The sequence below is a fragment of the Labrenzia sp. THAF187b genome (genome assembly GCF_009363375.1).
GTDB classification, from domain to species: domain Bacteria; phylum Pseudomonadota; class Alphaproteobacteria; order Rhizobiales; family Stappiaceae; genus Roseibium; species Roseibium algicola.
Window position 1 is genome coordinate 2849562 of record NZ_CP045344.1, and the last position, 13694, is coordinate 2863255.

Genomic DNA, 13694 nt, shown 5'->3' on the forward strand with positions numbered 1-13694 from the left:
CCCAAATATCTTGCAATCAAAATACGAGTTGTTTCCGGCGGGACAAAAAGAACCCGTGGCCGTCAGCATTGGTACATGTGAACCCGGTTTTTTCCGAACGGCAGTTCACACTTCCGAATTCTCCTGACACTCCGTAGTGAGCGATGTCTGTGTAGTCCACGGTTTCAGGTCGTTGGCTACAAAGCATTTTCACTCGGCCGAATGCCTCTATGTAGAACTCGTGTCCCCAGTATCCATTGCATGAAGCGGGCTTCGGAAGAGGTGTGGGGCCGCTGCGATTGATAATCGTGCAGTACAAATGACCGCCGCCAGTTACTCCTCCGTTACAGTAAATATTTTTCGAGGGTGTCATGAAGCCCAACCCGTCGGCCTGGACGGATGCTGGAAGAACCAGAAAAAAAATAAACAGAAATATTCGCATTAAACTTCTCCTGTGAAATCACTCAAAAGACATGCAGCTGATAATGTAAGCGGTCGACCGGTAGCTATGAGTTCTTCCACTGGCATCCAGAAGCTCACCTCGTACGATGCCGTGCCCAAGAAGTTGCTCACCGCCGGATCCCAGAACATGTCCGCGAAAATGAACAATATCGCCGTAGATCTGGATCATTTCGTTGGCTTCATGGCCCTTAAGTCGCTGGTTCTTGGCAGTGAAGGAACCGCTAATCGTGAACTCACCATTACCTGAAAACTTAACAGCTAGTCCGCCCTGAGCTTCTCCGTAGTTGTATCCAGCGCCTTCGATTAGGGAAACTGAGCCATCGGCGCCGGTGAAAGATCCGTCACCGTAAATGTCTCCAAAACCGTTTGTGATGAGCCCATTGGGGAATGTGTTCGAACCGGTATCTGCTTGAGTTATGTTCCGAATTCCAAGCAAGAGTTTGGCTGTCGGCTTCATCGGGGCCGGACTTGTCACTGGAATGGTGTACCCATTAATCCAGGCAGTTCGTTGGCCCGGCACCAGTTTCACCGAAGAATCGTTTGCCCAGAACTGGAAACTTTCAACGTTGTCTTGAGTGCAATTCGGCGCATTTTGATCTCCAGTGATCTCAATACGATCCCTTTGATACTCATTTGCACCAGAGGCAAGGTCTTCAAACTTACGGCCGTTTCTGCTCTTTGCCGTCAACTCGAGGTCATACAAGGTCTCGGCAGCAACGGCTGTTCCGGTTTCTTCATTCAAACAGAGATCGCTAAGGCGCAGCAATCCGGCGGGCTCATATTTGAGCCAGCCAAAGCCTCTTGTGCCTTCACAGTTGTCTATCTGATAATCGATCAGCGGATCACCCGGAACGGGAGCAATGGGACTTACCGTCTGCGAAACGGCCGGAAACTGAAAACCAACAAAAAACAATAAAAGTGAGATCAGAGTTTTGGAAATTTTCATGTCTTCTCCAAGAAAGTCATTTTCTGAAAACTAAAGTCGATGTTGCTGAATGTTCCGGCAGCGGAAGCAAGAATATCTGTTCCTCTTAAGGCTTGCATCAGCACTTTAAAAAATCTTAGCTTGCGGAAGAGCTTACTTTATGTAGCCTGCATCACATGATTGGCTTTAATGTCACCGTTGTTGAACACAGATGGTCAAGATATCTATGGGTGTTCGAGATTATTCATTTGGAAACTTGATATGCGAAAAATCATTTTGTTGGCAGCTCTTGTCGTCGCAACCTCGGCACAAGCCGAGGAAATCGTTAAATGCAATGAGCACGGAGCATCGGTTACGCTTACGGACGGCACCGTTCTGTATCTGGGAAAACAATGCGATGCCGCCAGAGAAGGTGGTGGTGCCGGTTATTGGTGGAATGCAGCATCTTTCCTTGGGGTGGAAATCGACGGAAAAGCGTACATGGTTGCTGAGGGTAGAGGTATAGATTGCCTGCCATTTTGCAGTCTTCCAGATTGACGATGAAGCAGCCTTACGGCGTCAAAATCATCTTCCTGATAATTGCATATGTTTCATTCTTCGTCGTCGGGCTTTAACCAAGCGCGAATTTCACTTGGCAAGTTCGAAAGACAATAAACCGACGATTGTCGATGAGCGTGGCAATGACCTTTTAGGGCCGAAATCGCCAACGTGGCCGGTACTGGCGAATAACTGCTTCGCTCGGATCAACCGTCACAAACAAACCGTCTCCAGTCGGTCTCACATAGGACGTTTGTAGTTCCTGATGAAAAAATGGGTTGTGATCAATTCGGCGGGTTTAGAAACTAAGCCATTGGCTGCGATGAGTGGACACAAATAGCTGAGAAATTGCTTTCGCGCTCTCGCTGGCCGCGAGCAGAGTTCGCCTGTGATCATGTTGCGAACACGATGCGGGGATTACATAGCGGTCCAACCCATGACAGAGAGAACAGATCATTCCGGACTAATGGGTGGCACGTTCCGTACTTCACGAGGTGTTAGTGCCGAGGCAATGGTTCGATCAACTAGCCGACTCGAGATGTTGTTTGTTTCAATTCCAACTGTAGAAATAGAGGTTTAGGGAATTTAACCTATGGCGAGCTTTTTGGGAGGCGTTAAAGCATTTCTTGTTCTTGGAATACTGCTCGGTTTCACATCATCAGGGATTGGGGCGGAAAAGAAGAGCGGTTCAATCAGACCAATAAGCGCATCGGGTCATATTGAGGATGAACACGTTCAAAGCTTTATGAAGTCTGTAATACAAGTATATTTGCTCTACGGAGATTACTCGACTGAACTCGATGGGGCTCCCAATTTTCTTTTTCTCTCGGGTCCGGATTTTTTGATAGACGGAGCTATTAATCTTGAAAAGGCTCAAGATTTTTTGCCTGGAATGACGCGGGAGGAGGCGGACTATTTTAGGGGTGGGTCTGACAGCTGTTTGGTAATAATGCTTCCTCTGAAGGAATTTGATGTTGTTTTGGGTGTGAACGACACTGCAAAATCTTCTGAAGACATGAATTTTCGTTGCGTATTGGACGCTGTATCCTTCTTTCTGGATGTAGACAGCCATAAAGCCATCGACGGTGACAGCGTTCGAGAATATTTTCGAAATCTGATCAACGCATTGAACGCGCGTTACTCAGAAAAGACGCTGTGACCACAGTCCACATAAAATTTGGAAGAGGCTTTGAGAAAATTTGGTAGCGGAGGAGGGACTCGAACCCCCGACACGCGGATTATGATTCCGCTGCTCTAACCGGCTGAGCTACTCCGCCATCCCGTGCGATCCGGGCCTGGGCGGCCCGCGCGACGTGGGGTGCTTATAGTGAGGCGGCGGGCGGGCGTCAAGCGTTGAATTGGCGTCCGGCCGCAAAGTTTTTTGTCTGGCCTCAGGCCGCGGAAACCGGGGCTTTGACCTGTGGAAAATCGATCGCCCAGTCGCCCGTGCGTTCGGTCTTGTGGATCCAGCCGCCGCCCAGAACGCGGGCTGTTTCGTCATCCGTATCAAAGAAGACGCAGGCCTGGCCCGGGGCGACGCCGGTTTCGCCGTTGGCAAGATCCACGAACGCCTTGCCGTTCAGGATGCGCAAGGTGGCCGGTGCCGGCGGCCGGGTGGAGCGGACCTTGGCGAAGAGCTCGATCTCGTCGCCTTCGTCCAGCGGCTGATCGCCGATCCAGTTCATTTCGCGCAGCAGGATGGTGCGGGTCGCCAGCGCCTCGCGCGGGCCGACGACGACACGGCGCTCGTCCGGGTCGAGCCGCACCACATAGAGCGGATCGCCCGTGGCAACGCCAAGGCCGCGGCGCTGGCCGATGGTGTAGTGGATGATGCCGTCATGCTCACCCAGCACGCGGCCGTCCATATGGACGATCTGGCCCGGTTCGGCCGCATTGGGGCGCAGCTTGCGGATGACCTCGGCATAATCGCCGTTGGGCACGAAGCAGATGTCCTGGCTGTCCGGCTTGTTGGCGACGGTCAGGCCGAATTCGGCTGCAAGCTCACGCACCTTCGACTTGGGCATGCCGCCAAGCGGAAAGCGGATGAAATCGAGCTGGTCCTGCGTGGTGGCGAACAGGAAATAGCTCTGGTCACGGTCAAGATCGGCCGGGCGGAAAAGCGCGCGCTTGTTGCCCTGCTGGGCGGAGCGGACATAGTGGCCGGTTGCCAATGCATCGGCGCCAAGATCCTTCGCGGTCTTCAGGAGATCGGTGAACTTGACCGTCTGGTTGCAGGAGACGCAGGGGATCGGGGTTTCGCCGGCGATGTAGCTGTCGGCGAAACGGTCCATGACCTGTTCCTTGAACCGGCTTTCATAATCCAGCACGTAGTGGGGAATGCCGATGGTTTCGGCCGCGCGGCGGGCATCATGAATGTCGACGCCCGCGCAACAGGACTTTGCCTTGCTGACTGCGGCGCCGTGATCATAAAGCTGCAGGGTGACGCCGATGACGTCGTAGCCTTCGGCCTTCATGAGGGCGGCCACGACCGAGCTGTCGACCCCGCCGGACATGGCGACGACAACGCGAGTGTCTTCCGGGCGGCCGGGCAGATCCAGACTGTTTCGCATCCAGTGTACTTCCAGAAGTTTTTGGCCGATCGCGCAGGCGGGGCGGTTGTCCGTCCCGAGCCTTCCACGCCCTGCCGGGCGGGCAGCGATCAAGGGCCCTATTCAAAGTTGGCGGCACTATACAGATAAGGAGAGCGGCTGCCAATTGCTTCCCCCGCATGGCAGGCACGCTTTGCCGGACCGGCAAAGCTTGCCGCCCGAAACCCGAGGTGGTTTCGCTCCACCTTTGAAAAAGATGAGCAAAATCAAAGGATCTGGCAGAGTTTAACGTTTGGCCCGATGTTTGCTTTCTATTCCGGTGACGAAATATGCCCGCCGGTGCGGGCCGGGATCTGGGGGCAAATGTGCTGCCATTTGGACTGACAACGGATGTTTCTGCCGGGGCGCTGGCAGCGGGTGCGGGCAGCGCACTTGCTGGCGGGCAGGCTTCTGCAGGTGCGGCTGCTTCCTCTGTTGGGGGCAAGGCAAACGGATTTGCCGACGAGCTGAGCTCGATCTCGGGGCAGGGCGCCGCGAAGGGCGCAGGGCAAGACAAGGGTCAGGTCAGTGCCGTGGTTTCCGCCAAGGCCGGCCGCGCGGCCGATCCGGTGAAGCCGGGGGTGGTTGCCGCGCAGATCCAGACCTCTGTGGTGACAGGCGAACTTGCATCCGCCATTGCGGTGGATCCGACGGTCCCGGTTGCCGATCCTCTTCTATCCGGCGATATCGTGGCCGGCACTCCGCCACTCGATGCGGGGCAACCCGGTGATACGGATCAGGGTCTGCTTCCCTCTGAAGGAGATGAAGCGGCGCAAACCGCCGACGTTGCCCTGGCTGCGGAACTTGCGCCGGTTGCACCTGTTGTTCCGGCTCCTGCTGGCGAAGGTGCGGCTACCACGCCAGCCTCCGCCGATGCCGGCGTGCCCGGTGCCGCGTTTTCGGGAAGCGCAGGTCTTGCAGGCAGCGCTCCAGCGGTGCCTTCAGCTGGTGCCCAAAACGGGGCTGCACCTGCTCCTGTGGCAGATGCCGGAGCCGGTACCGGTTCCGGAGGTTCTGCACCGGCTACAGCACCGAGTTTTGCCGGCGCTTTGAACGGTGTTGAGGCAGGTGCCGCGCAGCCTGAAAGAGCCGGGCTGACAACGCCGGCTACAGCGGCGGAGGCGCAGGCGGCAGTTGCCCGGCCAGCGCCTGTCACGACAGAGCGCCGCTGGCAGAGCGAACTGCCGAAAGAATTCCGGGCGTCGGTAACGCCCGCTGCCCAGCCAGTCGGCCAGCAGCCGGCCGTGACGTTGCCTGTCCAGGCAAGTGTGCAGGCCGGCGCGGTGGTTGGCGGTCAGGCGCCGGGGCAGGGGCCTGGTGAAGCACCTGGTCTCCAGGTTGCCGCGGCAACGCCTGCCGGAACTGTTGCTGCGTCTGTCTCGGCCGTCGCCAAGGCCGCTGCGGCATCTGAAGGCACACAGGTTCCTGCAGTGCCTGCCGCACCCGTGGTGGATGGCGAGACGTCAGCCCAGCCGGTAACGACGAACACGCAAACGGGTGAGGCGAGCGCACAGGCCGGAACCGCGATGAGCGCAGCCACCACGCAGGTCGCGGCCGCCGTGAATGCGGGTGCCGTTCCTGTTCAACAGCCGGTTCAGGCAACGCCGCAGCCGGTGTCGTCCGAACAGTTGCTGGCTGGTGAGCCTGTTGCCGAGGAAGGTACGGGTCTCGTCAAGCCGGTCACGGGTGAGGCTTCCGGTCCGCAGGGGGCAGGCAATACGCAAGATGCTGCTGCCGGACCTGCTGCCAAGGGCGCGGAGCAAACGGGACCTGAGCCGCGCGGAGCGGCCCTGGCTGGTCCTGTCGCTGCTGCGGCGCTGTCGAATATTGCGGCTGACGAAGCGGATATGCCTGCTGAATTGCAGCACACCAGCATTTCCGGCGAGTTCGGTGCGGCAACGGTACGCGGCGGCGATCTGGCAGGGGCAATGCGGACAGAGAGCCTGCAGATGCCGAGCCAGAGCCAGTCCGGCCAGGTGGCTACCCAGGTGGCCGCAGAGATTGCGCGCAATCTGAAGGATGGTCAGACCCGTTTCCAGATGCGTTTCGACCCGCCGGAGCTCGGCCGGGTCGAGGTTGAGATGAAGGTTTCTCACGATGGCAAGGTCCAGGCCCATCTGCGTGTCGACCGGCCGGAGACGCTGGACATGTTCCTGCGTGATCAGCGCGGCCTGGAGCGCGCGCTGGAAGCGGCAGGGCTCAACCCGGATTCAGACAACCTGCAATTCTCCCTGAGACAGGACGGCGGCCAGCAGTTCGGCTCCGAACAGGGAGGGGGTGGACATCAGCCGGCCTCGAATGGTGGCGGAGGCACGGTTTCCGCGGAAGCCGATCCGATGCTTGAAGACATTGTCAGAATGACCATCGCGGAACAGCGCGGCGGCCTGGACTTGAAAGTGTAACGGGGCGAGTTGCTGCCTCAGGAGTGAAAAAATGACAACCGTTTCTCCAACTTCCTCTGCATCGTCGCAGACCGGCTCGGCAACCAGCCAGGCCGGCCTCATCGCCGATTACGAACTGTTCCTGAGCATCCTGACGACGCAGATCCAGAACCAGGATCCGCTGGATCCGCTGGACTCGGCCGAATACACCAATCAGCTGGTTCAGTATTCGAGCGTCGAGCAGGCCATCAAGCAGAACCAGAACCTTGAAGAAATCATTGCCTCGCTGACGAGCAACCAGAGCATGAGTTATGTCAGCTATATCGGCAATGAAGTGACTGCTGATGCTTCCACGACAACCCTGTCGGGCAGCCAGGCCAGCTGGAGCTATAATGTGGCGGAAGATGCGACTGGCACCTTCGAGATCCGCAACACCAGCGGGTCCATCGTCTATAGCGGCGACATCGAGCTGGCAGCCGGCGACGGCACCTTCTACTGGAACGGGCAGACTGATTCCGGCCAGCAGGCCGTGAACGGGCTCTACACCATCTCCTTCGATGTGAAGGACGCCTCCAGCCGGCCGGAAACCGTCAAGACGACCGTATCGGGCATTGTCGACAGCGTGGACTGGTCGAGCGGGGAGGCGGTGCTGAAGGTTGGCAGCCAGGAGTTTCCGGTCAGTTCCGTGGTGTCGGTCGCCCGTCCGTCCTGATCAGTCCTGCAAACACATTTTTGAAAACCGCTCCGGAGGACACCGGGGCGGTTTTTTCGTGTTTTCTCGATGTTTCAAGGGGCTGAGGGTAATCCGCGGGACATTTGCCGGCACAAAAAACAAGAATGAAGTGTGGCCGGAGGAGGGATGCAATTTTCAGGTTAATCGAATTGCCTTGCAAATTGCACGGTCAGGTAAATATGGTTAACGAATTCATATAATACTATTTAGAATTGGACCCTTTATCTTTGTGAAATCCTAAATATCATTCACTAAATTTAGATTTTATAGTTAATAAAAACACAATTTTGCTTTAGGCGTTTGTTAAGCGTCATCTTGTAGTCTCAAATCAGCCTTGGTCATGGTTAGTGTGAGAGTACAATGACCGAACACATTCGTTCGCGTGTAAAATATGTCATCGGACCGGACGGGAGCCCGCTTACCATTGCGGACCTGCCTCCGACTTCGACAAAGCGGTGGGTCATCCGCCGCAAGGCAGAGGTGGTTGCCGCAGTTCGCGGTGGCTTGTTGTCCCTTGAAGAAGCGTGCCAGAGATACACTCTGACAGTTGAGGAGTTCCTCTCCTGGCAAAGCTCGATTGAAAAGCACGGTCTTGCCGGGCTTCGAGCGACCCGGGTCCAGCAATATCGAAATTGATCCGGAATACGGTTTCTGCAATGCGCTGTTGGGGCGCAATCAAAAGGTCGGCTCTGCCGGCCTTTTTATTTGTCTTGCTGTCCGTACGGAACTTATCCAAAAATTAATGAGGTAGGCAGTTTTTCCCCACCTCAGTTGCAGTTTGCATTAATTGAAATGGCGGAAACCCGCCGATCCGCCCCTATTGGAAAGGTTTTGTTAACCACTTGTTAACCACCTGGGCGGCAAATTTTGCCCATCGAAGGTGTGGCGTGCCCAGCCGACTCCAATAATAACGGCAGGGGCATGTTTCAAATGCGGGCGGGCATTCGTGAACGGACTTGTAGAATTCATCAGAACCTTGGGGGCGGCACGCATTGCTGCAATGGGGGCAGTTGCCGCCATCCTCGTCGGCGTCTTCGCCTTCATCATCTTCCGGGTGACGGCGCCCCAGATGACGACGCTCTACAATGAGTTGACCCTTGAGGATTCCGCATCGATCGTTTCCCAGCTGGAAAGCCAGGGCGTGCAATTCGAGATCGCCCGTCAGGGTGCCTCCATTCTCGTTCCGAACGAGCAGGTCGCCCGCCTGCGCATGCAGCTTGCCGCTGAAGGCCTGCCGACCGGCGGCTCTATCGGCTACGAGATCTTCGACCGTTCAGACACTCTCGGCGCCACCAGTTTCGTTCAGAACATCAATCACCTGCGCGCCATGGAAGGCGAGCTGTCGCGCACGATCGGCTCCCTCGACCGCATCCGCGCTGCCCGCGTTCACCTGGTTATCCCGGAGCGCCAGCTGTTCCAAAAAGACCGTCGCCCGCCGTCCGCGTCCATCGTGCTGAACGTTCGTGGTGCCCTCGGCCCGGGCGAAATCCGTGCGGTCCAGCATCTGGTTGCCACAGCGGTTGACGGGCTTGAGCCCGACCGCGTCTCGATCGTCGACGAAAGCGGCCGTCTGCTGGCTTCCGGTGCGGGCAACGACGAAGACGGCCTGATGACGAATTCGCTGCAGGAGCGGACTGTCGAGGTCGAAGGCCGGCTGCGCAACCAGATCGAGGAAATTCTGAACTCCGTCGTCGGCCCTGGACGGGCACGGGTTCGCGTCAACGCGGAAGTCGACTATAATCGCCTGACGGAAACCACCGAGACTTTCGATCCGGACGGACAGGTGGTGCGTTCGACCCAGTCCAAGGAAGAAGCTTCTTCCGCTGTGTCCCGGAACGGGCAGGTTACTGTTGCCAACCAGCTTCCGAATGCCGATGCTGGTCAGGGGCAGGCAGAGCGCGACACGTCGTCCATTACCGAGGAAATCGTCAACTACGAGATTTCCCACTCGACCCGGACCGAAGTTGTCGAAGCTGGCAAGATCAAGCGTCTGTCCGTTGCGGTGCTGGTTGACGGCACCTACCAGCCGGACGGCAATGGCGGCAGCACCTATACACCGCGCGCCCAGGAAACCCTGGACCGGATCGCTGTTCTGGTGCGCTCCGCAGTCGGTTTCGATGCCGAGCGGGGCGACGTTGTGGAAGTCGTGAACCTGCAGTTCGCCCTGCCGCCGCAGGATGACCTGCTGGCTGAAAGTGACAGCCTGTTCGATTTCACCCGCAACGACATCATTCGTTTTGCCGAGCTGGGTGTGCTGTTCCTGATTGCCGTGATGCTGCTGCTCTTCGTGGTTCGCCCGCTGCTGCGCCGCATCGTGACACCGGAAGAAAAGCAACCGCAGGAGCTGATGATCGGTCCGGATGGGACGCTGGTAGTGGAGACGGAAGTGCCACAGGAAGAATCGGCTGAAGACGAATTCGTGATCGAATGGCTGGAACAGGCCAAGCAGGAAGGGGCCATGCAGGCAAGCTCGATTGCCAAGGTGGGCGACATGATCAAGGACCATCCGACCGAAGCGGTGACCATCGTTCGCGGTTGGCTGGATGAACAGGCGGCCTGACAGTGAGCGATCAACTCCAGAAACAGCTGCAGGTCAGCGCGGACGAAGAAGAGCGCGAGCTGAAGGGAGCGGAACGGGCAGCCGTTCTGCTTCTCGCGCTTGGCGAGTCCCATGGCGCGCCGATCTGGGCAAAGCTTGACGAGATCGAAGTGCGCCAGGTTTCGGCTGCGATGGCCAACCTCGGTCCGGTCACGCCGAACATGCTGGAGAACCTGTTCAAGGATTTCGTGCGCCGCGTCAGTTCCAAGGGATCACTGACAGGGAACGTCGATGCGACCGAGCGGCTGCTGGCCAGCTTCCTGCCGGGCGAGAAGGTCTCCATCATCATGGAGGAAATCCGCGGTCCCGCCGGGCGTAACATGTGGGAGAAGCTCTCCAACGTGCAGGAGAACGTTCTCGCCAACTATCTGAAGAACGAATATCCGCAGACGGTCGCGGTGGTGCTGTCGAAGGTCAATTCCGACCACGCGGCACGGGTGCTGGGCATTCTGCCGGAGGAGCTGGCGCTGGAAGTCGTCAGCCGCATGTTGCGCATGGATGCCGTCCAGAAGGAAGTTCTGGAGAAGGTGGAGCAGACGCTGCGCGTGGAATTCATGTCGAACCTCACCAACACCTCGAGGCGCGACAGCCACGAGATGATGGCGGAGATCTTCAACAATTTCGATCGGCAGACCGAAGCCCGCTTCCTGGCGGCCCTGGAAGAAGACAACCGGGAAGCTGCCGACCGCATCAAGACCCTGATGTTCACCTTCGACGATCTGTTGAAGCTGGACGCAGCCAGTGCACAGACACTGCTCAGGCACGTCGAAAAGGACGCCCTGGCCATTGCGCTCAAGGGCTCCACGGATACGGCAAGGGAATTCTTCTTCGGCAACATGTCGTCGCGCGCCGCAAAGCTTCTGCAGGACGATATGGATGCACTCGGACCCGTGCGGTTGCGTGATGTGGACGAAGCGCAGACCGGCATGGTGAACAAGGCCAAGGACCTGGCAGCCAAGGGCGAGATCATGATCTCCAAGTCCAAGGGCGAGGATGAAATTATCTACTGATGCGGCAAACAGCAGGCACTTACAGCAGAATGGGACGCATGACCAACCCATCGAAATTTCTGTTCAACGTCGACTTTTCCGAGCCTGAAGAGCCGGAAGAGGTCGCTCCCGTCGAGCCGGAGATACCGATGATTCCGGTCGCCCAGCATGAGGAATTGCTCAAGAAGGCAAGGGCCCAGGCCTTCGAGGAAGGCCGGGTGAAGGCGCTTCAGGACCTGCAGACCAAGCAGGAGACCTTGCTGACGGCGGAAGTCAATCATCTGGCCGGGGCGGTTTCGCGGGTGCTGGAGACCCTGGACGGGCAGGTGGCGGAACGTGAGAAAGATGCCATCAGTCTCGCTTTTCTTGTGGCCAGGCGTCTGTGTGCCCATCTGATCGCACGCCAGCCGCTGGCCGAGACGGTGGCTTTGGTGTCAGAATGCCTGGGACCGCTGCGCAAGGCGCCGCATCTCGTCATCCGCATCGCCGAGAAGGATGTCGAGGCGCTGAAGGCCCAGGTGGATCCGATCATTCACGAAAAGGGCTTCGAGGGGCGGCTGGTCATCCTCGGCGAGCCGGAAATCGGCCGCGGCGATTGCCATATCGAGTGGGCCGACGGCGGTATCAGACGCGACCGCAAGGCGATCGAGGCCGAAATCGATGCCAGCATTCGTTCCTACCTGCGAGGGCGCAGCGCGGAAAGACGCGGCAAAACCTCCGACACGTCGGCGGAAAAGGAAACTGACGCATGAGCGACGAGCAAGATCACAATATCCCGCTCGACGAGCTCGAGGCGCCGCAGCGCCGGCTCGACGATGGCGAAATGCATGTACCGCAATCCGCGGCTGACCTTGAGGCCGTGTTCGATGTTCCTGTGCGCATTTCCGCCGTTTTGGGGCACTCCAGAATGCATGTCTCGGACCTGTTGAAACTGGCATCCGGAACGGTTCTGGAACTCGACAGGAAGGTGGGGGAAGCCATCGATATCTACGTGAACGACCGGCTGGTCGCCCGAGGTGAAGTCGTCCTGGTGGAAGACAAGCTCGGCGTGACCATGACTGAAATCATCAAGACGGATCGATAGGGAAAGTAACGGATGCGGCTGTTAATTGTCGGAACGCTCGGCGGTCAGCTGACGACGGCTTCCAAGATCGCGATGCAGGGCGGGGCCCAGGTCACCCATGCGGACGATATCGAAGGTGCCCTTAGGGTGCTTCGGTCCGGTCGCGGAGCGGACCTCCTGATGGTCGAGGTTCATCTCGACATTGCCGGGCTGATCCAGAAACTCCAGAACGAACGCGTGCATGTGCCGGTGGTGGCCTGCGGCGTGGAAACGGATGCACAGGCCGCGGTGTCTGCCATTCGGGCGGGCGCGAAGGAATATATCCCGCTGCCGCCCGATCCGGAGCTGATCGCAGCCGTTCTGGCGGCTGTTGCCCAGGAACGCGGCGACCTGATCTACCGGGACGATGCCATGGCATCGGTGGTCAAGCTTGCCGAACAGGTCGCGCCATCTGATGCCTCGGTGCTGATCACCGGTGAATCCGGCACGGGTAAGGAAGTCATTGCCCGCCATGTGCACAAATGCTCGAACCGGGCTTCGAAGCCGTTTATCTCGATCAACTGCGCGGCCATTCCCGAACATCTTCTGGAATCCGAACTCTTCGGCCACGAGAAGGGCGCCTTCACCGGCGCGGTCGCCCGTCGGATCGGCAAGTTCGAGGAAGCCGATGGCGGCACGTTGCTGCTTGATGAAATTTCGGAAATGGACGTTCGCCTGCAGGCCAAGCTCCTGCGCGCCATCCAGGAGCGTGTGATCGACCGCGTCGGCGGCACGCGCCCGGTTCCGGTCAATATCCGCATTCTGGCAACGTCCAACCGGGATCTTGCCGAAAGCGTCCGTCAGGGCCATTTCCGCGAAGATCTTCTGTTCCGCCTCAATGTGGTGAACCTGAAGCTGCCGGCTCTTCGAGAGCGGCCGGCGGACATCATGGAACTCGCCCTGTTCTTCATCAAGCACTACTCGGAAGCCAACGGTGTGCCGGTTCGGCCACTGTCCGTCGAAGCTCGTCAGGCGCTGATGTCCAATCCGTGGCCGGGTAACGTGCGCGAACTGGAAAACACCATGCACCGCGCGGTGCTGCTGGCTTCGGGTGGTGAAATCGGCGTCGAGGCGATCCGCATGCCGGACGGCACGCCGCTGAGCGTCGCCAAGGGCGCTGCGGAGCGTGCGGCGCAGACGGCGGAAGCCGTGACGCGATCCTTCGTTGGACGCACGGTTGCCGATGTCGAGCGTGATCTCATTCTCGATACGCTGGATCATTGCCTGGGCAACCGGACACATGCTGCAAAAATTCTGGGTATTTCAATCCGGACGCTGCGCAACAAGCTGAATCAATATACCGATGAAGGAATAAGCGTTCCGGGACCGGGCGAAGCCCGGGCCTGATCGCACCGGCAGGAACCATAACGAAGGCCACGCCCGTTGATTGACCCGGGCG

13 protein-coding genes and 1 tRNA gene are annotated in these 13694 nt (G+C 58.1%); 10 read left to right on the forward strand and 4 right to left on the reverse strand.

Translation table 11 applies throughout. The annotated features are described in order from the left end of the window. Positions 1-16: 16 nt before the first annotated feature. Positions 17-421 (reverse strand): DUF6636 domain-containing protein, encoded by a 405-nt coding sequence (locus FIV03_RS32045; protein ID WP_353622187.1) that lies wholly within the window; start codon positions 419-421, stop codon positions 17-19. Between the two features lie 18 nt (positions 422-439). Then, positions 440-1387: a hypothetical protein gene (locus FIV03_RS12975; RefSeq protein WP_152509838.1), complete on the reverse strand. Its 948-nt coding sequence runs from the start codon at positions 1385-1387 to the stop codon at positions 440-442. A 240-nt stretch (positions 1388-1627) separates the two neighbouring features. Between FIV03_RS12975 and FIV03_RS12980 the strand changes: the two genes are divergently transcribed. Both FIV03_RS12980 and FIV03_RS12985 read left to right on the forward strand, forming a co-directional pair. After that, a complete protein-coding gene (locus tag FIV03_RS12980; protein ID WP_152509839.1) occupies positions 1628-1903 on the forward strand; it encodes a hypothetical protein in 276 nt (91 codons plus the stop codon). A 592-nt stretch (positions 1904-2495) separates the two neighbouring features. Further along, positions 2496-3062 (forward strand): hypothetical protein, encoded by a 567-nt coding sequence (locus FIV03_RS12985; protein WP_152509840.1) that lies wholly within the window; start codon positions 2496-2498, stop codon positions 3060-3062. A 41-nt stretch (positions 3063-3103) separates the two neighbouring features. Here the strand turns inward: FIV03_RS12985 and FIV03_RS12990 are convergent. Together FIV03_RS12990 and mnmA are read right to left on the reverse strand one after the other, a co-directional pair. Continuing rightward, a tRNA-Met gene (locus FIV03_RS12990) sits at positions 3104-3180 on the reverse strand. 114 nt (positions 3181-3294) lie between these two features. Beyond that, complete coding sequence (gene mnmA / locus FIV03_RS12995; protein WP_035909942.1) at positions 3295-4473, reverse strand: tRNA 2-thiouridine(34) synthase MnmA; 1179 nt, start codon at positions 4471-4473, stop codon at positions 3295-3297. Positions 4474-4781: 308 nt separating this feature from the next. On the opposite strand from mnmA, the gene FIV03_RS13000 reads away from it, so the two are divergent. The 8 genes from FIV03_RS13000 to FIV03_RS13035 all read left to right on the forward strand — a co-directional run bounded on the left by FIV03_RS13000 (position 4782) and on the right by FIV03_RS13035 (position 13642). Next, positions 4782-6893: a flagellar hook-length control protein FliK gene (locus tag FIV03_RS13000; RefSeq protein ID WP_152509841.1), complete on the forward strand. Its 2112-nt coding sequence runs from the start codon at positions 4782-4784 to the stop codon at positions 6891-6893. 31 nt (positions 6894-6924) lie between these two features. Then, a complete protein-coding gene (locus tag FIV03_RS13005) occupies positions 6925-7584 on the forward strand; it encodes a flagellar hook capping FlgD N-terminal domain-containing protein (protein WP_152505750.1) in 660 nt (219 codons plus the stop codon). Positions 7585-7965: 381 nt separating this feature from the next. Continuing rightward, entirely contained in the window at positions 7966-8241 is a 276-nt protein-coding gene (locus FIV03_RS13010) for a DUF1153 domain-containing protein (protein ID WP_022998157.1), read from the forward strand. Between the two features lie 310 nt (positions 8242-8551). Further along, positions 8552-10165 carry a flagellar basal-body MS-ring/collar protein FliF gene (gene fliF, locus FIV03_RS13015; RefSeq protein WP_152509842.1) on the forward strand — a complete coding sequence of 538 codons (1614 nt, stop codon included), beginning with the start codon at positions 8552-8554 and terminating at the stop codon, positions 10163-10165. Between the two features lie 2 nt (positions 10166-10167). Further along, complete coding sequence (fliG, locus tag FIV03_RS13020; RefSeq protein WP_152509843.1) at positions 10168-11214, forward strand: flagellar motor switch protein FliG; 1047 nt, start codon at positions 10168-10170, stop codon at positions 11212-11214. A 38-nt stretch (positions 11215-11252) separates the two neighbouring features. Continuing rightward, a complete protein-coding gene (locus FIV03_RS13025) occupies positions 11253-11945 on the forward strand; it encodes a FliH/SctL family protein (protein ID WP_208984228.1) in 693 nt (230 codons plus the stop codon). After that, complete coding sequence (gene fliN, locus FIV03_RS13030; RefSeq protein WP_022998153.1) at positions 11942-12277, forward strand: flagellar motor switch protein FliN; 336 nt, start codon at positions 11942-11944, stop codon at positions 12275-12277. Before FIV03_RS13025 ends, fliN begins: the two co-directional genes overlap by 4 nt. Before the next feature lie 12 nt (positions 12278-12289). Next, entirely contained in the window at positions 12290-13642 is a 1353-nt protein-coding gene (locus FIV03_RS13035; RefSeq protein WP_152509844.1) for a sigma-54 dependent transcriptional regulator, read from the forward strand. The last annotated feature ends 52 nt before the right edge of the window (positions 13643-13694 follow it).

Bases quoted from the DNA above. Each gene is read 5' to 3' on its own strand.
- FIV03_RS32045 (WP_353622187.1), bottom strand. From the start codon at position 421: ATGCGAATATTTCTGTTTATTTTTTTTCTGGTTCTTCCAGCATCCGTC.
- FIV03_RS12975 (WP_152509838.1), bottom strand. From the start codon at position 1,387: ATGAAAATTTCCAAAACTCTGATCTCACTTTTATTGTTTTTTGTTGGT.
- FIV03_RS12980 (WP_152509839.1), top strand. From the start codon at position 1,628: ATGCGAAAAATCATTTTGTTGGCAGCTCTTGTCGTCGCAACCTCGGCA.
- FIV03_RS12985 (WP_152509840.1), top strand. From the start codon at position 2,496: ATGGCGAGCTTTTTGGGAGGCGTTAAAGCATTTCTTGTTCTTGGAATA.
- mnmA (WP_035909942.1), bottom strand. From the start codon at position 4,473: ATGCGAAACAGTCTGGATCTGCCCGGCCGCCCGGAAGACACTCGCGTT.
- FIV03_RS13000 (WP_152509841.1), top strand. From the start codon at position 4,782: ATGCCCGCCGGTGCGGGCCGGGATCTGGGGGCAAATGTGCTGCCATTT.
- FIV03_RS13005 (WP_152505750.1), top strand. From the start codon at position 6,925: ATGACAACCGTTTCTCCAACTTCCTCTGCATCGTCGCAGACCGGCTCG.
- FIV03_RS13010 (WP_022998157.1), top strand. From the start codon at position 7,966: ATGACCGAACACATTCGTTCGCGTGTAAAATATGTCATCGGACCGGAC.
- FIV03_RS13025 (WP_208984228.1), top strand. From the start codon at position 11,253: ATGACCAACCCATCGAAATTTCTGTTCAACGTCGACTTTTCCGAGCCT.
- fliN (WP_022998153.1), top strand. From the start codon at position 11,942: ATGAGCGACGAGCAAGATCACAATATCCCGCTCGACGAGCTCGAGGCG.
- FIV03_RS13035 (WP_152509844.1), top strand. From the start codon at position 12,290: ATGCGGCTGTTAATTGTCGGAACGCTCGGCGGTCAGCTGACGACGGCT.